The sequence below is a fragment of the Mameliella sp. MMSF_3455 genome, assembly GCF_030733205.1.
In the GTDB taxonomy this organism is placed as follows: Bacteria; Pseudomonadota; Alphaproteobacteria; order Rhodobacterales; family Rhodobacteraceae; genus Antarctobacter.
On record NZ_JASHJL010000061.1, the window covers coordinates 1 to 21,165 of the forward strand.

General features: G+C 68.0%; 14 protein-coding genes. 8 read left to right on the top strand and 6 right to left on the bottom strand.

The features are described 5' to 3' along the window. The first annotated feature begins 213 nt into the window (after positions 1-213). Genes crtA through bchO form a run of 4 tightly spaced genes read left to right on the top strand, consistent with a single transcriptional unit; the run spans position 214 to position 4,491 of the window. Complete coding sequence (gene crtA, locus RBB42_RS25890; RefSeq protein ID WP_371931779.1) at positions 214-924, top strand: spheroidene monooxygenase; 711 nt, start codon at positions 214-216, stop codon at positions 922-924. Next, the gene (gene bchI / locus RBB42_RS25895; RefSeq protein WP_305972200.1) at positions 921-1,922 is read left to right on the top strand and encodes a magnesium chelatase ATPase subunit I; all 1,002 of its coding nucleotides are present in this window, start codon (positions 921-923) and stop codon (positions 1,920-1,922) included. Before crtA ends, bchI begins: the two co-directional genes overlap by 4 nt. Further along, entirely contained in the window at positions 1,919-3,595 is a 1,677-nt protein-coding gene (locus RBB42_RS25900; protein ID WP_305972199.1) for a magnesium chelatase subunit D, read from the top strand. The genes bchI and RBB42_RS25900 overlap by 4 nt, the downstream gene beginning before the upstream one ends. Positions 3,596-3,600: 5 nt before the next feature. Continuing rightward, positions 3,601-4,491: an alpha/beta fold hydrolase BchO gene (gene bchO, locus RBB42_RS25905; protein WP_305972198.1), complete on the top strand. Its 891-nt coding sequence runs from the start codon at positions 3,601-3,603 to the stop codon at positions 4,489-4,491. 4 nt (positions 4,492-4,495) lie between these two features. Here bchO and RBB42_RS25910 read toward each other — a convergent pair whose 3' ends face one another. After that, positions 4,496-5,818, bottom strand: a complete 1,323-nt coding sequence (locus tag RBB42_RS25910; protein ID WP_305972197.1) for an aspartate aminotransferase family protein — start codon at positions 5,816-5,818, stop codon at positions 4,496-4,498. 291 nt (positions 5,819-6,109) lie between these two features. Between RBB42_RS25910 and RBB42_RS25915 the strand changes: the two genes are divergently transcribed. From RBB42_RS25915 to RBB42_RS25930, 4 genes are all read left to right on the top strand, one after another. Next, positions 6,110-6,985 (top strand): MurR/RpiR family transcriptional regulator, encoded by an 876-nt coding sequence (locus RBB42_RS25915; RefSeq protein WP_305972196.1) that lies wholly within the window; start codon positions 6,110-6,112, stop codon positions 6,983-6,985. A 20-nt stretch (positions 6,986-7,005) separates the two neighbouring features. Next, complete coding sequence (locus RBB42_RS25920; protein WP_305972195.1) at positions 7,006-7,971, top strand: TAXI family TRAP transporter solute-binding subunit; 966 nt, start codon at positions 7,006-7,008, stop codon at positions 7,969-7,971. Positions 7,972-8,205: 234 nt separating this feature from the next. Next, positions 8,206-10,824 (top strand): TRAP transporter permease, encoded by a 2,619-nt coding sequence (locus RBB42_RS25925; protein WP_305972194.1) that lies wholly within the window; start codon positions 8,206-8,208, stop codon positions 10,822-10,824. A 23-nt stretch (positions 10,825-10,847) separates the two neighbouring features. Next, positions 10,848-11,267 carry a universal stress protein gene (locus RBB42_RS25930; RefSeq protein ID WP_305972193.1) on the top strand — a complete coding sequence of 140 codons (420 nt, stop codon included), beginning with the start codon at positions 10,848-10,850 and terminating at the stop codon, positions 11,265-11,267. 199 nt (positions 11,268-11,466) lie between these two features. Here RBB42_RS25930 and RBB42_RS25935 read toward each other — a convergent pair whose 3' ends face one another. The 5 genes from RBB42_RS25935 to RBB42_RS25955 form a co-directional block, all read right to left on the bottom strand. Continuing rightward, positions 11,467-15,528, bottom strand: coding sequence for a translocation/assembly module TamB domain-containing protein (locus tag RBB42_RS25935; protein ID WP_305972192.1), 4,062 nt, complete (start codon positions 15,526-15,528; stop codon positions 11,467-11,469). Next, on the bottom strand, positions 15,528-17,411 hold the full coding sequence (locus tag RBB42_RS25940; RefSeq protein WP_305972191.1) for an autotransporter assembly complex protein TamA: 1,884 nt from the start codon (positions 17,409-17,411) through the stop codon (positions 15,528-15,530). Before RBB42_RS25940 ends, RBB42_RS25935 begins: the two co-directional genes overlap by 1 nt. Positions 17,412-17,506: 95 nt before the next feature. Then, complete coding sequence (locus RBB42_RS25945; protein ID WP_305972190.1) at positions 17,507-18,034, bottom strand: hypothetical protein; 528 nt, start codon at positions 18,032-18,034, stop codon at positions 17,507-17,509. Further along, positions 18,024-20,834, bottom strand: coding sequence for a 2Fe-2S iron-sulfur cluster-binding protein (locus RBB42_RS25950; RefSeq protein ID WP_305972189.1), 2,811 nt, complete (start codon positions 20,832-20,834; stop codon positions 18,024-18,026). The genes RBB42_RS25945 and RBB42_RS25950 overlap by 11 nt, the downstream gene beginning before the upstream one ends. Then, positions 20,831-21,106 carry a sarcosine oxidase subunit delta gene (locus RBB42_RS25955; protein WP_305972188.1) on the bottom strand — a complete coding sequence of 92 codons (276 nt, stop codon included), beginning with the start codon at positions 21,104-21,106 and terminating at the stop codon, positions 20,831-20,833. Before RBB42_RS25955 ends, RBB42_RS25950 begins: the two co-directional genes overlap by 4 nt. Between the last annotated feature and the right edge of the window lie 59 nt (positions 21,107-21,165).

The window sequence follows — 21,165 nt, forward strand, 5'->3', positions numbered from 1 at the left end:
CGCCCAGCCCCGCCCCTACAACGAGCGCCTGCGGCGCCTCGGGATCGACCGGCCTGTGGCTATGAAAGGAGTCTGCGCCTGTAAACATTACCCAAGCCTACATGTGTAATGTTAAATTGACAATCTCGTATCGAACCCCTTCTCTAAGAGGTGTTTCCATGTCAGGATACCCTGACACCAGCCAAGGAAGGCCAGCCAAGAGGAGGAAAGGCCATCCAGGTCGTCAGCCTGAGTTTCTTTCGCTTTCCGCACGGCGTCAGCCGGCTCTGGGCCTTTGCGATGATGGGCCTTGCGCGCCCGGCCCTGCGTCGGACCGAAGGCATCGGCTTCTGGAAGCTCTGCGGCTCGGGAACGGGCGAAGGCTTTACGCCACTGCCGGAAACCGGGGTCTACGCGATCCTTGCTACGTGGCCGGACCTGCAAAGCGCCCGGCGCCAGACCCGCGACGCCCCGGTCTACCGGCGATATCACAAAGGCGCTGTGGACAGCTGGACCGTGTTCCTGTCCCCGGTTTCGGTCCGTGGGGCCTGGTCACGGCAAAGCCCGTTCGAGGTGGGCGACACAACGGCCGGACCCGGCCCCGTCGCGGCGCTGACCCGGGCCACGCTGCGGGTGTCAAACCTCTGGCGGTTCTGGCGACGGGTTCCAGACATCAGCGCCGCCATCGGGGCCGATCCCGCCGTCTCCTTCAAGATCGGCATCGGAGAGGTTCCCCTGCTGCACCAGGTCACCTTTTCGATCTGGCCCGACAGCGCCAGCATGGCCCGCTTTGCCCGCGCCGACGGCCCACATGCCCGCGCCATACGCGCCGTGCGCGAGGGCGACTGGTTCCGTGAGGAGCTCTACGCCCGGTTCCGCATCCTCGGCGCCAGCGGTCACTGGCCGGGCGGGCCTCACCTGACACCAGCCGGACCGAAGCCATGACCCAGAGCTTTCCCTTTTCGGCCATCGTCGGCCAGGACCAGATGAAGCAGGCAATGATCCTGACCGCCATCGACCCCGGGCTGGGCGGCGTGCTGGTCTTCGGCGACCGGGGCACCGGCAAGTCCACCGCCGTGCGCGCCCTGGCCGCGCTTTTACCGCCGATCACCGTTGTCGCGGGCTGCCCGGTCAATTCCGCGCAACTGGATGATGTCCCCGACTGGGCTGGTCCCGTCGACGAGACATTGACGGAACGCCCGACCCCGGTCGTGGACCTTCCGCTGGGCGTGACCGAGGACCGCGTGACCGGCGCGCTGGACATCGAGCGTGCCCTGACCCGTGGCGAGAAGGCCTTTGAACCCGGTCTGCTGGCAAGGGCCAATCGAGGCTATCTCTATATCGACGAGGTCAACCTGCTGGAGGATCACATCGTCGACCTGCTGCTGGACGTGGCACAATCGGGCCTCAACGCCGTTGAGCGCGAGGGCTTGTCGATCCGCCATGCCGCACGCTTTGTCCTTGTCGGCTCGGGCAACCCCGAGGAAGGCGAGTTGCGTCCGCAGTTGCTGGACCGGTTCGGCCTTTCGGTCGAGGTCCGCTCTCCCGACAATATCGAAGAGCGGGTGGAGGTCATCCGCCGCCGCCATGCCTTTGAAACCGACCACGACGGTTTCATGGCCTGGTGGCAGGCCGAAGATGCCGCGCTGCGCAGCGCCATCCTGGACGCGCGCGCGGCCCTGGCGGGAACGGCGCCAACCGAAGAGGTGCTGACAGATTGCGCACGGCTCAGCATGGCGCTTGGGGCTGACGGCCTGCGCGGCGAACTGACCCTGTTGCGGGCAGCGCGGGCGCAGGCGGCCTTTGAAGACACCGCAATCACCCGCGACCACTTGCGTCAGGTGGCGCCATTGGCGCTGAGCCACCGGTTGCGCCGCGATCCCTTGGACGAGGCGGGATCGGCCGCGCGGGTCGCCCGCGTCGTCGCCGAGACCCTGCCATGACCGTCATACCCTCCGACTGGATGCGGGCGCAGCGGGCGCTTGCTGCGCTGGCCATCGACCCGGCGGGGCTGGGCGGCATGGTGATCCGGGCACGGCCCGGCCCTGTGCGCCAGCGGCTGGAAGATGGGCTGGGGGTATTGCCGTTGCCGCTGCGCCGGGTCCATCCCGGGCTGGACGATATCCAGCTCTTTGGCGGACTCGATGTCGCGGCATCGCTTGCGGGCGGAGGACTGGTGCGCCAGCCCGGCCTTGTAGCGCGAGCCGCGGCGCTGGTCATGCCGATGGCGGAACGAGTCCCGCCCGGGCTGACAGCGCGTCTTGCCGGTGTGCTGGACGGCGACACGGGGCATTGCCTGATCCTGCTGGACGAGGGCGCCGACCCGGACGAGACCGCGCCGCAGGCCCTGACCGACCGGCTGGCCTTTCACGTTGACCTGTCCGAAATCCGGGCCAGGGACGCCCTGCTGCGCCTGCCAGCCCCGGCGGACGTGGACGCTGCGCGGGCGCACCTGCCAAAGGTCGAGGTCCCGGATGATCACCTTGCGCAGCTTGTCCACCTGGCCGCGCGCTTTGGCATCCACGGTTTGCGCGCGCCGCTGCTGGCGCTGCGCTGCGCGCGCGCGCTGGCCGCGCTCGACCTTCGGAACCGCGTAACAGCGGAACACCTGCGCGAAGCGGCGGAAATGGTCTTGCCCAGCCGCGCCACGCAGATCCCCCAGGCACCGGACGACAACGACAGCCCGGAACCGCCACCGCAAGACGAGAGCGAGGCGCAGGGCGATGGCGCCGCGACAAAGGACCTCCCGGACGAATTGCTGGTCGAGGCCATTTCCGCCATCCTGCCGCCGGACCTGCTGACCCGGCTGGACCGGGGGGGCGCCACGCGCGGTGGCGGACAGGGCTTTGGCGCCGGGGGCAAGCGCAAGGGCAACCGGCGCGGACGGCCCCTGCCCTCTCGGCCCGGCCGCCCGGACGGGCGCGCACGGATCGACGTGGTGGCCACGCTGCGCGCGGCCGCGCCCTGGCAACCGCTGCGGTGCGCGGCGACGCCCGGCAAGAAACATCTGATCATCCACCCCGGCGACCTGCGCCTGCGCCAGACCGAGGAGCATTCCGATCGGCTCGTGATCCTGGCGGTCGACAGTTCGGGGTCTGCCGCGCTGGCTCGTATGGCCGAGGCAAAGGGCGCCGTCGAGCTTTTGCTGGCACAAGCCTACGCCAAGCGCGATCTCGTGGCGCTGGTCACCTTCCGCGACACCTGCGCCGAGGTGCCACTGCCGCCGACCCGGTCGCTGGTGCAGGCCAAGCGCCGCATCGCCGCGCTGCCCGGCGGTGGCAGCACCCCCTTGGCAGCGGGTCTGCGCGCCGCGCATGACCTGGCGCTGCAAGGCCTGCGCAACGGGCAAAGCCCCTGCCTGGCGCTGCTGACGGACGGGCGCGGAAACATCGCCCTGAACGGCAGCCCGGGCCGCGCCGCCGCCGCTGCCGATGCCCGCGACATGGCCCGCCTGTGGCGGGGACTGGGCCTGCCCGCCATCGTGATCGACACCGCCAACCGGCCCGGTGCCGAAGGCGCCGAGCTGGCGGGCTGGCTGGATGCTCGCTACCTCGCCCTGCCGCGCGCCGATGCGCGGCGCATCAGCGCCGCCGCCGACGCCGCCCTGTCGGGATAGCCGCCGTGGACTGGGACAGGGATCTGCCCGGCTGGCCGCATAGCGGCCTGTCGCGCCGCATCGCCCAACGCCCGCACCTTTGGCATGTGCAGGAAACCGGGACCGGCGACACGGTTCTGCTATTGCACGGCGCAGGCGCATCGACCCACAGCTGGCGCGACATGATCCCCCTGCTGGCCGGGCAGTTCCGGGTGGTCGCAGTGGATCTGCCCGGCCAGGGGTTCACACGGCTGGGCAGCCGCGCCCGTTGTAGCCTGACCCACATGACAGAGGACATAGCCACGCTATGTGCCGCGCAGGGCTGGCACCCCGCCGTGATCATCGGCCATTCCGCCGGGGGGGCCATCGCGCTGAACCTGGCACGCAGGCTGCGGCCCGCGCCGGCGGCGATCTGCCTGAACGCCGCCCTGGGGCGGTTCGATGGCGCGGCGGGCTGGCTGTTTCCGATCCTGGCCAAGCTGATGGCAGCGACGCCGCTGGCGGCACTGGCCTTTACCGCCGCAGGGGCCAGCCCGGCGCGTACCCGCCGCCTGATCGCCAGCACCGGCAGCCGGTTGAGCGACAAAGGCATCGGTTTTTACGCCCAGTTGACCGCCGACCGCGAGCATGTGGACGGAACCCTGCAGATGATGGCCCGCTGGAATGTCAACCCGGTGCTGGACTGGCTGCCCCGGATCGAAACGCCCTGCCTGATGCTGGCCGCAGAAGGCGACCAGGCCGTGGCGCCCGAGATTTCGCGACGCGCCGCCGCCCGCCTGCCGCTGGGCCAGTTCCGGGCAATTCCCGGTCTTGGCCACCTCGCGCATGAAGAGGACCCCGACGCCGTGATGCGCCCACTGCTAGATTGGGTGTCGGACCTGCCGCCCACCCTTGGTTCCGCCGCCAAGTCGCGGTGAGTCCCTACAGCCCCACCGCCGTGAAGGCGCGGGACAGCTTGTCGACCAGTTCCGACGCCTGGTCCTCTGTCAGGATGAAGGGAGGAGCGAGCAGGACATGCGCGCCCTGCTTGCCGTCGATGGTGCCGCCGTTCGGGTAGCAGATCAGGCCCTCGGCAAAGGCCGCCGCCTTGATCTGGGCATGGATCTTGCGCGCGGGGTCGATGGGCGCCCCGGTGGCTCGGTCCTGCACAAGTTCCAGCCCTAGGAACAGCCCCCTGCCCCGGATGTCGCCGACATGGGAATGCTGGCCGAACTGATACTCCAGCATCCCGCGCAGAACGGCTCCCATCGGATGCACGCGGCCCAGCAAGTTATCGCCGACCAGCCTGTCCAGCACCGCGCCCGCCGCCGCACAGGCGACCGGGTGGCCGACATAGGTGTGGCCGTGCTGGAAAAAGCCGCTGCCCTGCGCAATCACATCGTGCATGACCTCGGTGCAGAGCATCGCGCCGATGGGCTGATAGCCCGCGCCCAGGCCCTTGGCCACGCAGAGAATGTCCGGCGCCACCCCATCCTGCTCGCAGGCAAACAGCGTGCCGGTCCGGCCCATGCCGCACATGACCTCGTCGAGGATCATCAGGATGCCGTGACGGTCGCAGATCTCGCGGATCCGCTTGAAATACCCGGGCACGGAGGGCACCGCGCCCAGCGTGGCGCCCACCACCGGCTCTGCCACGAATGCCATGACGGCCTCCGGCCCGACGCGCGCGATCTCGTCCTCGATCTCGGCGATCAGCCGGTCACAGTAGTCGGCCTCGGTCTCGCCGCTTTGCTGACCGCGGTAGGCGTAGCAGGGCGAGACATGGCTGACCTCCATCAGGAGCGGCGAGAAAGGTTCACGCCGCCAGGCATTGCCGCCGGTGGCCAGGGCACCCAGCGTATTGCCGTGATAGCTTTGCCGGCGGGCGATGATCCGGCTGCGACCCGCCTCGCCGCGTTCGAGGTGGTATTGCCGCGCAAGCTTCAGCGCCGCCTCCATCGCCTCGGAGCCGCCGGAGACGAAATAGACGCGGTTCAGGTCACCCGGCGCAAGCGTCACCAGCCGGTCGGCCAGAGCCTCGGCAGGCGGAGAAGTGAAGAACCCGGTATGGGCAAAGGCGATCTCGGCCAGCTGGCTTCGGATCGCCTCTGTCACATGGGCGTCGCCGTGCCCCAGGCAGGAGACGGCCGCGCCACCGGACCCGTCGAGGTAGGCCTTGCCGGACTGGTCGTAGAGATAGGCCCCCTCGCCGCGGGAAACCGCGGGCGGCGCCTTGACGCTGCTGCGATGGAAGACATGGGACATGGGCGTTTACCACCTTGGTTGTGCACATTCCTCGGCCCCCCGGCGCGCCCCTGCCGCCAGTTCAGCCGGGGTCATCGGAAGGGCATCATGATCGGAGTCGGGACGTCGGGCGCCTTTGGGCGCGGCCTTGGTTTTCACGGGAGGTTCGGATGACGCGAAGTCATGGCCCATGACACAGGCACTTTTCGGCTAAGCTGCGAACAGGAGCGCTTGAAACATATGTTTCCCGTGTTGACAAGATTCAAAACATATGAAACGCCTTGAAACAGTCGAAACGATCCAGGAAAGCGGATGCCGGCCCAGCGTCTCGAAGCGCGCATCGCGCACCGCTACGGCGGGTTGAGCCACAAGCTCCGGGAGGCGGCGGACTACGTCATTGCCCATCCCGTGGAGGTGGCCACCCGTTCGCTACGGTCTGTTTCGGCGGCAAGCGCGGTGTCCCCGGCCACCTTTTCGCGGCTGGCACGGGCGCTGGACTTCGCCAGCTACGAAGAGTTGCGCGAACTGTCGCGCCAGGCCATCGGCGACCAGGTGGTGTCCTTTGCCGAGAAGGCCGCCCAATTGCAGACCCCCGGCGAAGAGGATGCCTCGATGCTGGACCGGCAGGCCGGAGCCTGCATGTCGAACATCGCCAGCCTGGCTCAGGGGATCGACCGCGAACGCCTGCAAGAGGCGGTGGACGCCCTGGCCCAGGCGCGCCGCGTCACCGTTTTCGGGGCCTTCGCCTCGCACGGGATCGCCGAGCATCTTGCCTATCTCGCCAACTATTTCCAGTCCGACTGGACCGTCCTGTCGCGCGCGGGCAGCGCGCTGTCGGCGGCGATCGGGCTGTTGGGACCGGGCGATGTCTTTCTGGTCATCACCAAGACCCCCTATGCCCGCCGCGCCGTCCTTGCCACGCAGATGGCCCGTGAAAGCGGTGCAACCACGATTGTCCTGACCGACACCCACGCAAGCCCGGCTCTGATGCATGCCGACCTCGGATTTTGCGTGCCGTCGGACAGCCCGCAGTTCTTTTCCTCTTACGTGGCGACTCTTGCGCTCATGGAAACTCTGGTTGCGATGATCGTCTCGCAGTCCGAAGATGACATTGGTGAAAAGATTCGCCTGGTGGAGGAAAGAAACCGACGCCTGGGAGATTTCTGGGCGGACGAGAGCTCACCATAACGACAACAGGAGAGAAAGTTATGTTCGACAATGTGAAACTCGGCGCCGTCGTGGCACTGGGTGTTGCGTGCGCGGCACCGATGGCTTCGGCGCAAGAGTTCATCTCGATCGGCACCGGCGGTGTGACCGGGGTCTACTATCCCACCGGCGGCGCGATCTGCCGCCTCGTCAACAAGTCCCGCAAGGAACACGGCATCCGCTGCGCAGTCGAGTCCACCGGCGGCTCTGTCTACAACATCAACACCATCAAGGCCGGCGAGCTGGAATTCGGAGTCGCGCAGTCCGACTGGCAGTACCATGCCTACAACGGCACGTCGAAGTTCTCCGACAACCCGTTCCCGGAAATCCGCGCGGTGTTCTCGGTCCACCCCGAGCCCTTCACCCTGCTGGTGCGCGGCGACAGCGGCATCACCGGCTTCGAGGAACTCAAGGGCAAGCGCGTGAACGTCGGCAACCCCGGCTCGGGCCAGCGCGCCACGATGGAAGTTGTCATGGATGCCTTCGGTGTCACCATGGACGATTTCGCGCTCGCGACCGAGTACAAGGGCTCGGAAATGGCCAAGCAGCTTTGCGACGGCAACATCGACGCGATGATCTACACCATCGGTCACCCGGCCGCCGCCATCAAGGAAGCCACCACCACCTGTGACGTGAAACTGGTCGACGTGGTCGGCGAGCCGATCGACAAGCTGGTCGCCGACAACCCCTACTACCGTGTCGCCACCATCCCGGCCGGCATGTACGCGGGCAACGACGCGGACAACACCACCTTTGGCGTGGGCGCCACCTTCGTCACCTCGGCCGATGTCTCCGAGGACGTGGTCTATGTCGTCGCCAAGGCCGTGATGGAAAACATCGACGACTTCCGTCAGCTGCACCCGGCTTTCGCCAACCTCGACCCGGCACAGATGGTCAAGGACGGCCTCAGCGCACCGCTGCACCCGGGCGCCGAGAAAGCCTACAAGGAACTGGGCCTGATCGAGTAATCCTCGGGCCACGGACGGCGGCAGGGCAAACCTGCCGCCGTTTTTCCTTGGCAGGACAAATTTCTTCGAAGAGATTTGAGATACGCCTCATGCGTTTGCCGGCGCCGCCAGGGCGGTGCCGCAACATCATCCTCGGACGCGCCCACCGCCGGGCGCGCACGATCCAATGTCTTCGAAGGCATTTGCAGGGCATCCCGAACCGCCCACGACAAACAAGAAACACAGGGGGACATCATGGCCGATCCACAGGCTCAGGACCGCAGCGCCGACGACATGGTCGCCGAAGCGGATACCGGCGCGCGCAACCCGCAGGCCAGATGGCAGGCGCAGCTGATCATCGGCACCTGCATCGTCTGGTCGCTGTTCCAGCTCTACATCGCCTCGAAGGTGCCCAGCTTGCTGGCGACGACCACCGGCATCAGCTTTTTCGCCAATGTCGTGGCTCAGGCGCGTTTCGTGCACCTGGCCTTTGCCATCGCCCTGGCGACAATGGCTTTCCCGCTGACGAAATCCGCCCCGCGCGACCGGATCCCGGCCTATGACTGGGCGCTTCTGATCCTAGGCGTCTCCGCTTGTCTCTATCTCGTGGCCTTCCGTTTCCAGATCGCGGACAGGCCCGGCCTGTGGAACACGACGGATGTCACCATGTCGGCCATCGGCATGATCGTTCTGATGATATCGGTCTACCGGTCCCTGGGCCTGCCACTGGTCATCATCGCCTCGTGTTTCGTCCTCTTTGCCTTCTTCGGCGGCTATTCCGAATGGGCACGGAACATCACCAACTACGGCGGCGCATCGTTGTCCAAGGCCCTGGGTCACTACTGGATGCAGACCGAAGGGGTCTTTGGCGTGGCGCTTGGCGTCTCGACCACGATGATCTTCCTCTTCGTGCTGTTCGGCGCCCTGCTTGACCGCGCTGGCGGCGGCAACTGGTTCATCCGGGTGGCCATCGCCCTGCTGGGCGCGCTGCGCGGCGGTCCAGCCAAGGCATCGGTCCTGTCCTCGATGCTGACCGGCATGATCTCCGGCTCGTCGATCGCCAACACGGTGACAACCGGCACCTTCACCATCCCGCTGATGAAGCGCATCGGCTTCCCGGCGGAAAAGGCCGGCGCGGTCGAGGTCGCCAGTTCCACCAACGGTCAGTTGACACCGCCCGTCATGGGCGCCGCAGCCTTCCTGATGGTGGAATACGTCAACATCCCCTACATCGACGTGGTCAAGCACGCCTTCCTGCCGGCGGTGATTTCCTACATCGCGCTGCTCTATATCGTGCACCTCGAAAGCCTCAAGATGGGCCTCAAGGGCCTGGAAAAGCCGGGCCGCCGGATCGGCGTCATCATGATCCTGATCCTGTTCCTGTCGGGCTTCATCTTCCTTGGCATCTGCGCCTTCCTGATGATCGGTCTGCGCGGCCTCCTGGACCCGATCATGGGGGATTCGATCTATGCCGCCGTGGCGTTGGTCGGCGCGCTTTACGTCACCCTTGTCTGGCTGGCATCGCGCTACCCGGACGTCGAGGAAGACACCGAGGGCGAACCCTCCGCCCCCCGCCTGACACCGACGCTGATCGGCGGGCTCTACTTCGCGGTGCCGATCTTCATCCTGGTGTGGAACCTGATGATCCGGACCGACAGCCTCGACCGGCTCTCGCCCGCGCTCTCGGCCTTCTGGGCGACGATCTTCATGATCATCATCGCCCTGACCCACCGTCCGCTCAAGGCGCTTTTCCGCGGTGAGGGCCACGTTGCAGAGGCCGTGGCCGGCTGGGCGGATTTCGTGCAGGGCCTGATCCTGGGCGCACGCAACATGATCGGCATCGGCGTCGCCACCGGCGCCGCCGGCATCATCGTGGGCACCATCAGCCTCACCGGCGCCCACCAGGTCATCGGCCAGGTGATCGAGGTGCTCTCGGGCGGCAACCTGATGATCCTGCTGATCCTCGTGGCGGTGCTCTCGCTGATCCTGGGGATGGGCCTGCCGACGACGGCCAACTACATCGTGGTCAGTTCGCTCATGGCCCCGGTCATCGTCAGCGTGGGCGCGCAGGCGGGCCTGATCGTGCCACTGATCGCGGTGCACATGTTCGTCTTCTACTTCGGCATTCTTGCGGACGACACGCCACCGGTGGGCCTTGCGGCCTACGCGGCGGCGGCGATCTCGCGCGGGGACCCGATCAAGACCGGTGTCCAGGGCTTTGCCTATGACATTCGTACAGCGCTGCTGCCCTTCCTGTTCATCTTCAACACCGACCTGTTGCTGATCGACGTGGGGCTGCTCAAGGCGATCTTCGTCTTCTTCATATCCCTCACGGCGATGTTGCTCTTCGCGGCCGCAACCCAGGGCTATTTCATCGCCAAGTCGCGGCTATGGGAGACCGCGGTCCTGCTGCTGATCGCCTTCATGCTGTTCCGGCCCGGCTTCTTCCTCGACCAGGTGAGCGAGAAGTACAACAGCGCCGAGGGACCGGCCGCGCTGGCGCTCATGGCCGATGTTCCAGAGGGCAAGGACGTGCGGATCACCGTGGAAGGCCCGGATTTCGACACCTTCGAAGTCAGGCCGGTGACCATCGTCCTGCCCTCCGCCGGGGCCGAGACGCTGGATGCCCAGGGCCTCGTGGTCAACGAGGAGGACGGCAAACTGCTGCTCGACGAACCCTTTGGCGGGCCGGACCTGATCCAGCCGGTCAGCGGGCAGGAGTTCGACTACTACGCCGACGATCCCGTCCAGATCACCCGCGTCGAAGTCGAGAACGAGCGCATGCCCAAGGAGCTGTTCTTCATCCCGGCACTGCTGCTCTTGGCGGGTATCGTCCTGGTGCAGCGCCGTCGCGCCACCCAGGCACCGTTCTGAGCGGCTCAAAGAGGAGAGACGATATGTACAGCAAGATCCTTCTCGCGGTCGATCTGAACGACACCAGCGGCGCCGCCCGCATCGCCGAGTACGGCGGCAAGCTCGCCCGCATGTGCGATGCCGAGGTGCATGTGATCAGCGTTGTGCCGGCGATGGGTTTCGCCCTCGTCGGGTCAGCCTTCGCCGGCGATTTCGCCGGCACGATGATGGAGGAAACCCGCGCCAAGATGCACAAGTGGATCGACGAGGTGCTGGGCATCGAGGCACATATTCACGTCGATCAGGGCACGGTCTACGACAAGATCATCCGCACCGCCGAAGACATCGGCGCCGAGGCGATCGTCGTCGGGGCCCACCGCCCCGAACTGCGCGACTACCTGGTCGGCCCGAATGCCGCGCGGGTGGTCCGCCACGCCAGACAGTCGGTCCTGGTGGTCCGCTGAGATCAAGCCAGACGCTCGACCAAGACGGCCCCGGTCCGCTCGGACCGGGGCCGTTTGCGTCTCGGCCCATTGCAGCACCGGCGCTCGGCCTGTTTCCTGCGTACTCCGGAAGCGAAGGAACAGGTGCAGCTTGTCCAATGGGTCGGCGGGCGGGCGCCTTTGCGGCAAAGCCGCAAACAGAGCCGTCCCGCCGACGCCGTCAGTAATCCCGTTCGAAAAACACGCCCAACCCGCTCGACCCGTCAGAGCCGAGGCGGCCACGCACCGTCACGTTGGAATTGACGTTCAGGTTCAGGTTGATCTCGGTCTTGCCCTTGGCGTCGACACTGACGTCGCTGTAGAGGTTCTCGCCCAGGTAGGCTCCGACACGCGCGCGCGCCGTCCCGTCATCGCTCGTTCCCACGTCCAGGTCCGCCACCCCCAGGCCGCTGCGCAGGGATTCCGTGAGGCCCAGACCGCCTCGGCCCGACAGGGTCCGGATGGCCGAGGCCAGCTGAACCGCCTGCAGCGCGGAAAGCTCCGTCGCCGAACGGCCAAAGAGGAAAAAAGACATGGCCTCGTCCTGCGGCAGGTCCGGGACCGACCCCACGCTCAGTTCGGGCGACGAGGCCGGCCCCTCGATGGTGATGGTGATATCCGTGTCCTCGACGCGCGTGCTGGCAACGAAACGGACGACGGGATCGAAACTGCCGCGCAGGAATACAGCGCCCTCGGTCAGCTCCAACCGGCGGCCCAGAAGGTCCAACCGACCGCGGATCAGCTCGAACTGTCCGACCGGCACGATATCCGAGGTGGTGCCGCTCAGGCGCAGGCTGCCGCCCAGTTCCGCGTCCAGCCCCCTGCCCCGCACGAAGATACGGTTTTCCGCACGGACCGTCACGTCCAGGGGAAAGGCGGGCAGCGGCGCCCCGGTGGCCTGTGCGCTGCGGTCCAGTCCCGCGTAGCGCAGGGTCACGGCCACGTCGCCCGGCATGCCCCGGTGTTCCAGCCCGTCCAGCGCCGCATAGCTGGCGCCGATATTCGGTATCCGTGCCTCGACCTCGCCGAGGTCGATGGTGCCGGCGATCCGCGCACCGCCGGTCAGGGGCCCCTCGATGCGGATGCGCCCGTTCGCCGAAGTCTCGAACAGGTCCGGCTGGCGTACGACCGCGCTCCGCAGGCGCAGCACCAGCCCCGCATTGAACGGAGCCGCAAGGCCCACGGGACCTTCCAGCGACACGCGCCCGCCGCTGTCCAGGGTGCCCTCCATCGACACGTCGGCGCGCCCGCCGGACAGACGGATCTGCCCGCCCAATCCGCTCAGCACGATGTTCTGTGCCGGTGCCGCGAAACGCGCGCCATCGGTCGAGATCGTGCCCGAGACAGAAGAGAGCGCGGGCGGGCCGGAGATCCCGAGGTCGAAGCGCGCGATGCCGCTGACCACCTGGGGCGCCAGCCGCCCGTTGGCCAGAGAGAGCGGTGCCGAACCGGTCAGCGCCACGTCAAGTCGGCTGAAGTCGGCGGCAGCAGAGCCGCGCAGACGCGCGCCGATGCCCGCCGGACCACTTCCGTCCAGAGACAGTTGCCAGGGGCCGCCGCTGCGCCGGGCGCTGCCGGTGACCTGCGCCCCGCCCGGCAGGTCCGGCACGATCTGGCCGAGGTCGGCCAGCGCCACGACCAGGTTCAAATCCGCCGTCTCCTCGGGGCCATAGCTGCCGGTCACCCGGGCGTCGATGCCGTTGGCGTCCAGCATGGCCTGACCGATGCGGTAGGCGCCGGTGTCCAGCCGCTCGACCTGCAGGTCCAGCCGCGAATTGCCGGCCAGCAGCGGGTCCACGGTGGGATTGCCGATGCCGAGCCCCTGCCCCCGGACGACTGCCGTCAGGTTCAGCGGCCCGTCCAGCACGCCGCCCGAAGCTTCGGCCTCGATCTGGGCCGCGCCACGCAGGTTCTGCCCTGTCAGCCGCGACAGGGGCGTCAGTGAGGCCGCGCTGGCGGTCAGTTGCCCGTCCACCTGCGGACCATAGGCCCCGGCAGGGTCAACCGTGCCGGTGAACCGCGCGTTCACGACCCCGTCCAGCCGCAACGGATCAAAGCGGATCGCCCCGTTGCCGCTGCGCGTGGCCTTGACGCTCAACGCGGTGCGGCCGACCAGCAGCGGATCGATTTCGGGGAGGCCCAGGCGCAGGTCGGTCACGCGCCCTTCTGCGCTGACGTCGAAATCGGCCCCGTCCAGGCTGCCCCTTCCGGTGACGGTCAATTCGGCGCTGCCACCCAGAGCGCGCCCGGCCAGCCCGGAAAAGCCCGACAGGCGGGCCAGCGTCGCCTCGAGCCGCCCGTCGGCAAGCGGCACATCGGGGCCAAGATCCACCGTGCCGTCAAAGATCAGCCGCCCGGCGCGGGCGAGGTCCCCCTCGGCGCCCAGCGTCCAGACGTCGCCGGCCTGATCAGCGCGCAGCACCAACGTGGTCGGCCCGTTCAACTCGGGCAGGACAAGCGCGGTTTCACGAATGCGTGCCTCGGCCCGCAGGGTACTGGCACCGGTGGCCAGCGTACCGCCACCCTCGATCCGTGCCTCGGGCGTGACCAGCAGGAGTTTCTCGGCCCGCAACCCGGCTTCGTCGCGCACCGCCTCGACCTGCAGGCTGCCGACGCCGGCAATCAGCGGATCGACCTGCGCGATGCCGGTGGCGAGGCCCCGCGTCGTGCCATCAAGGGCCAGGTCGAAACCGCCCGTGACGGGGGCCACCTCGCCCCGGATCGTCAGATTGGCAGCGCCCTCAAGCGCCACGCCCGACAAGGCGGCAAAGCGAGACAGATCCTCGGCCGCCAGCCGCAGATCCGGGGTGACACGCGGGTTCAATGTCTCGGCGTCGGTAAAGGTGAGCGCGCCGGTCAGGCCATAATCGGCCCCCGACAGGTCAAGCCCTCGAAGATAGAGCGGCGCACCGGGCTGCCAATCGACAGAGAGCGCACCGCGCAGCGTCGTTCCCACGGCCTCGGCCAGGGCCAGATCGGCCAGGGCCAGTCCACCCGCTGCCAGCATCAGGTCGCCGGTCACGCGGCTGGCATCGCGGTCGATCTCGCCCACACCGCTCAGCAGCAGGCGGTCCGCCTGCCCGGCCCCTGTAGTGATCCGCTCGGATTGCAGGCGCAACGCCCAGCCATTGCCTTGCGAGGCGTCAAAGGAGCCTTCCAGCGTGACGCCGGTGACATAGACCTCCTGTCCCGGCAGCGGCAGGAGGACCTCGTCGCCTTCGGGCGGGGTGATCTGCCCTTCGAGGGAAAGGCGTTCCGGCCAGCCGTCGCCGTTGATGGCGGCGGAGCCGGTCAGGAGCAGCGCCTCGGCGCTCAGCCGCAGGTCCTGCAGGGCAATAGCGCCATCCGCGCTGCGCGTCGCCTCGGCCTTGAGCGCGATGTCATCGCCCAGGAATTCGCGGTAGGCGGGCGCCAGCACCGGGGCCAGGTCGCCGCCGATGTCCAGCGAAACGCGCTGTGTCTCGGTATCGCCATCGGCCCGCAGGACCACCTGTCCCGCCAGACGTTCGACGCCATCGGTCGCCAGCCGCAGGCGCGCTTCGAAATCGTCGATGGGCGCGTCGCCGGTCAGGCTGAGCGCCACGGCGGGTTCGCCTTCAAGGCCAAGCGCGCGCGCTGCAAGACCGCCGGCCGGTTCCTCGAAACTTGTGTCGAGCGTCAGCACGCGGCTGGTGTTGGAATAAGCCCCGGACAGGCGCAGGTTACCGCCCTTGTCCAGCCGCTGAACCTGTAGTTCCGCATTGCCGTCCCCGCCCGACAGCCGGGCATTGCCGGTGACGCGCAGCACCAGGTCCTCGGTGGCGACGGGCGCGCCCAGCGCCACTTCGCGCAGGTCAAGCTGCGCGAGGTTCAGGGAGACCGGCAATTCGGGCAGTTGAAAGGCGCTGCGGGCTTCTGGCGTTGGCGGTGCATCGCTGGCCAGCGGCACCGGCAGGCGTGGCATATCGATCCGGCCCACGGTGATCTCGTCGATTTCGACCGCGCCGCGCACCAGCGCGGTTCGCGTCCAGGTCATTGCCACGTCGGTGGCGGTCAGCCAGACGCCATCCTCGTCCGCGATGGTGATCCGGTCGATCGTCGCGCGCGAACTCAGCGCCCCGGCAAACCCCTCGATCCGCACATCGCGCCCCGAGTCCGACAGCGCGTCTTCCAGCAGCCCCTGAAGATAGCCGCGATCGTCATCTTGTGCCAAGGCCGCCAGCGGCCAGAGCGCCAGCAGCAGAAAGAACCTCAATAGTCGCATCAGAACGCCTGCCCGATCCCGATATAGATCTGTACGCCTTCGCCCGTGTCGCCGCCGACCGGTCCGGCCACGTCAAAGCGGATCGGTCCGACCGGCGTGTCATACCGCAGGCCCAGACCCGCGCCGGCGTGCCAGTCGCCCGACCCATCCACGAAACTTTCTGTCCCGACATAGCCCGCGTCGGCAAAGCCCACGACACCGATGGTGTCGGTCACGTCATAGCGGACCTCGGTCGAGAGGCCCATGAAGCTGCGCCCGCCCAGGCGCGTCCCCGAATAATCCACGTCAAGGGAGCGGTAGGGCTGGCCCCGCACGGTGCCTCCGCCGCCCGAATAGAGCAGGAAGTCCGGCGGCGCGGTCTGCGCATCCGGTCCGAACAGCCCGGCCAGTTGCAGCCGCCCGGCCAGAACCAGCGACTCGTCGGTGCCAAAAGCCCGGTAGCCGCGCAGGTCCAGCGCATAACGCGCACCGGATTCGCCGTCGCTGACGATGGAAAACGGCTCCAGCTCGGCCCGCAGGTACAGGCCCTCGGTCGCATCCAGCGGATCGTCCCTCCGGTCGATGGTGAACGCCGTCGGCAGCGACAGCAGGGTCAGCATCCGCGTCGGATCGCCCGGCAGGTACAGATCGGTGATGCGCGAGCGGCTGTAGGAAATCCCCAGCTCACCGCTGACCTGCTTGGAAAACTCTCGCGTGACCCCAAGGCCCAGCGTGAACGAACGGTCGATGTAGTCCGGCTCGTCGTCGTAGCTGAATCCGGTGGTGGCAAAAAACATCGTGTCGGCGCCGTAGACGGCCGGTTTCTCGAACCGGGCGTTCACCTCATAGTCGGGCCGCATGCCAGAGCCGCCCAGCTGGGTGGCCTCGCCCTCGACCCGCAGCCGCTCGGCCCCGCCAAAGAGATTGCGGTGCAGCCAGAACCCCGACAGCCCGACGCCCTCGGACGAGGACAGTTCGGCGCCGAAGCCGAAGCGGCGCGGCTTGCGGTCGGTGACGTCGATCATGATGTCGAGCGTATCGTCGGGCCCGCCCTGATCCGCTTCCGACACGGTGACGGACCGGAAGGTACCGGTGGCCCGCAGGCGCTGCGCCGCGTCCTCGACCTCGACCGGGTCGAAGGTCTGGCCGCGCGGGATGCCCGCGATCTGGCGGATGCGGGCCGCGCGCACCGCGCTTTCCGAAGTGACGACCACGTCGCCAAAGCGGAACTGCCGGCCCTTTGAAACCGCAAGGGACACATCCAGTCGCGCATCCGGATGGCGCGCGGTGATGGATTGATCGGCGATCCCGGCCTTGGCGTAGCCCACGGCGCGCCAGCCATCGACCGCCGCCTGCGCGGTGTCGCGCACCACGGTGGCGCGGGCCGGTTCCCCGCGCGCAAAGCCCTCTGGCAGCGGGGTGCGCTTGTGGACCGGGGCGACAAGGGTCTCGCCAAAGGTAAAGGTCGGCCCCGGGTTCACTCTCACCTGCACGTCGCCGATGCGGTCGGGCACCGAGAACGGCGGAATGGTCGCAGCCTCGCGACCGTCGAGCTGGATGCGCACGACCGCCGAGTAATAGCCCTGCGCATATAGTGCCTCGACGAGGCGGGCGTAATCGCCCTGCGCAGCGGCCAGGACGTCCTGCGGTGCGCGGTCCTCCTCACCTTCCAGCTGCGACAGAATCGAGACCGAGCGCAGGCTCTGGATCAGCGCCTCCTGGTCGGGTCCGGCCACGCTGAAGGTCAGATTGTCATAACTTTCCGCCGCATGCGGATGCGTCAGGCAAATGCCCGTCAGCACGGAAAAAACGGTGCCACGAAGGATGGAACGCAGCCGCCCGGCCCCTGCCGGACGCTGGGTGCGCAGGTTTGCGCGCGTGGATATATCTAGACGTTGCCCCATGCCTCTACCCTATAACATGTGACTCCGGCGCAAAGAGGCAAATTGCAGTCCCGAGTCACTTTCGCGCGGGGTCTGCGCCGCATCACGCAACCGGGTCAGCCGAGGGCCGCGACCAGTCGGGACAACCGCAACCAAAGCGCCGCCGACTCGGACGCCGGCACCCAGACATCGGGCCCCTGACCATTGTCGAGGACAAGGCAGGCATGGCCGCCAAAGACCCCCGCCGCCGAGGGGCTGCCCGCCGGGGCGGACAGGCAGGCGTCCTGCAGGTCGCGCGCGCCGTCTCCGGTGATCGACAGCACCAGGTAGAGGTCGTCCGCCGGACTGACCGCAAATCCATCCTGCCAGCCCGGCGCCATGTCCAGCGGCTCGGGCGTGATCAGCAAGGCCCGATCACGGGCGATGCGCAGGGCAAAGGGGATCTGTGGGCGGGAGGCCAACAGGCCCAGCAGGGGCGCGCCGGGGGCCAGCGCCCCGATGGCGGCATCCAAGTCGCCCGAGATCAGCGCCGCCCCCGTCGCCGCCAGGCAGGCGACGGACACACCCTGCCCCTGCAGGACGCTGCCCGGCGCGGGGCTGGGCGTGGTCCAGAGCGTGCTGTCGTCGGGCAGGTCAGTCGGCAAGGCGGGTTCCCTCCGGGTCAAAGGCGCAGGGCGCGCAAATTCGTGCGGTGCGGTGTTGCCCCAGGTGGAAGACGCCCAGCGTATCCCCCTTTCGGTCACGTCCGGCGTCGACAAGGGCGAGGGCGACGGCGCGGTTCAGCGTCGGGCTGTGGTATGAGGACGTCACGAAACCCAGCGAGCGCGCGGGTCCGTCCAGCGGCACCAGATGCGCGCCGGTGGGCAGCGGCGCGCCGTCACAGTCCAGGCCGACCAGCTGGCGCCTGTCCTTGCGCATGGCCTCTGGGGTGAACAGCGCGCGGCGCCCGAAATACTCGTCCTGCCGCCGCTCGCGCGGGCGGCTCCAGCCAAGATCCTGCGGCATGGTGATGCCGTCGGTGTCCTTGCCGATCAGGATGTAGCCTTTTTCGGCGCGCAGGATCATCAGCGCCTCCAGCCCGATCCAGTGACCGTCAAGCGCCTCGCGCGCGCCGTCCAGCACGGTCATAAAGCCGGGCGCATGACGCGCGGGCACGGACAGTTCCCAGCTGGCATCGCCGGTAAAGCTGACCCGGGCCGCGCGCAGCGGGATATGCTTCCAGCGGGTTTCCACGACCTGCATGTGGCGCAGCGTGGTGACGTCACCGGGCGTCCCGGCGGTTTCCAGCGCCATGCGCGCCTGCGGACCGGTGACACTGAGCGTCACCCAATGGGTGGTCACGTCGTGGACAAAGACGCGGGACGGATCGAAACGGTCCTGGCGCGCCTCTTCGAGGATCAGGCGCACGTGATCGACATGCGAGGACGAAGCGGAAAGGATGAAACGATTGTCGTCCAGCCGCAGGGTGACGCCGTCATCCGCCACCACGCCATTCTCGCCCAGCATGAAGCCATAACGCGCACGACCCGGTTTCAGCGTGGACATGGCGACATAGCCGCAGAAATCCAGCAGTTCCGCCGCCCCCGGACCGATCACCTCGATCTTTCCCAGCGGCGAGGCATCGTAGAGACCAAGCGTTTCGCGCGCGCCCTTCGCCTCTGCCTGCGTGTCGCTGTAGATGGCGGGACGACGCCAGCCGCCGTACTCTCCGAACGTGGCGCCAAGGGCCGCGTGCTGCGGCTCCAGCGCAAGACGCTTGAGCGGGTTGAACAGCCCGCCGCGCCGCATCCCGCCAAGGCTGGTCAGCGGCACGGGCGTGAAAGGCGGGCGATAGGTGGTCGTGCCGGTCTCGGGGATCGTGTGCCCGGTCAGTTCCGACATGGCGGCCAGGCCGGCAAAGTTGGACGAGCGCCCCTGGTCGGTGGCCATGCCGAGGGTCGTATAGCGCTTGAGATGCTCGACGGAACGATAGCCTTCTTGCGCAGCCAGTTTCACATCCTTGAGCGTCACGTCGTTCTGCGGGTCAATCCAGACGCGGCCCTTGCCCTTCGGATCCGGGCGCATGGGAGCAATCGCCCAGGTGGCGCCAGCGGCGTTCGGGGCCGGTCCCGTTCCGCCGCCCGCCGCGTGCCCCTCGGCCAGGGCGGCGTTCAGGCCGAATGTGCCATTGGCCGCCCCCGCCGGGATCAGTGCCGAGGTGCCCGGGCGCGGGATCAAAGCGTCCCTGTCCGCGTCCCAGTCCAGCTTGCCACCCGCCTGGCAGTGCAGGTGCACGCTGGGCGTGTATCCGCCCGAGACCAGCAAGGTGTCCGCATCGATGTGCTGCCCTCCGGCGTTGACCGCACCCAGACCGCGCGCGCCCCTGGCCGCGTCGATCCTTGCCCCACGGCGCACTTCGACGCCCTCGGGGGCCTCTGGCGTATCCTCCCGGGCATCCAGCAGGGTTACGCGGCATCCCGCCTCTGCCAGCGCCGAGGCCACGGGGTAACTGCCGTCATTGCCCGTCGCCACCACGACCCGTCGTCCGGCCACGGCGCCGTAGAGCACGAGATGATGCAGCGCCGCTTCGGCAGAGATGATCCCCGGCAGGTCGTTGTTGGCGAACCAGAGCGGACGTTCGATGGCCCCCGCCGCCAGCACAACCCTTGCGGCCCAAATGCGCCAATGGGTGTCGCGCGCGCCCCGTTGCCAGGCCGCGAAAAGCCCGTGATCGAACGCTCCCCAGAGGGTCGTATCGGTCAGCACGCGGCCACCGGCCGCCTGGACCCTCTGCACGGTTTCGTCCGCGAACTCCCGCCAGGGGCCGCCGTCGATCTCTCCGCCCCGCCAACGCAGGGCGCCGCCGGGGGCGCCTGCCTCGTCCAGCAGCCAGACCGTGGCCCCCTGCCCCGCCGCGGCCCGGGCCGCTGCCAGACCGGCAGGACCGGCCCCGATCACCAGCAGGTCACAACGGGCATTGCGCTGCGGCACGTCGCCGGGCGGACGGTTCGACGGATCGAGGCGACCAAGGCCCGCCATGCGGCGGATCATCGGCTCCCACCGCATCCAGCCGCCCGCCATGAAGGTCTTGTAGTAGAACCCCGCCGGCAGGAAGCGCTGCGCGAGATCCAGCAGACCCAGAGGATCGCGTGAAGCCTTGCGGGTGTTGACGGCCCGCAGGTCCATGCCATCACGCAGCGGCGTCAGCGTGGCACGGCAATTGGGCGTGGAGATCCCGCCTTGGCCGACATCGAACAGCGCGTTCGGCTCCTCTCCGCCAAGACCCCAGAGCCCGCGCGGGCGGTGATACTTGAAACTCCGGCCAAGCACGCGGATCCCGGAGGCCAGCAGCGCCGAGGCCAGCGTATCGCCCGCGTATCCCGTGTAGGCCTCTCCGTCGAAGGTAAAACGCAGGGGCCTGTCCCGGTCGATCTGCCCCAGTGTCGGATGGCGCCAGCCGCTCATGTTCCGGCCTCCCGGCTCCCGGGCAGCGCCGCGACGTCCAGCACCTCGCGGGTGACGGTATCGCGGGTCAGCAACAGGAATTCACCGCAGGTGAGATGCACCCAGACCTCTTGCGCCCGGCCTTTCGGCGCATCCGCGCCGTAGAGGTAATCGGCCCAGGCTGAATCCGTGACCTCGGGCGCCGGTTCAGGGCGGTGCTTGCCCGCCTCGGCGGCAAAGTGGAACTCGGTCTCGTCGCGGGGACCGCAGAAGGGACAGGGAAAAATCTGCAACGGGTCACTCCTCTTGGCTGCGGTCCGCGCGCGGGGACCGCTCGCCGGGAAGGGATGTC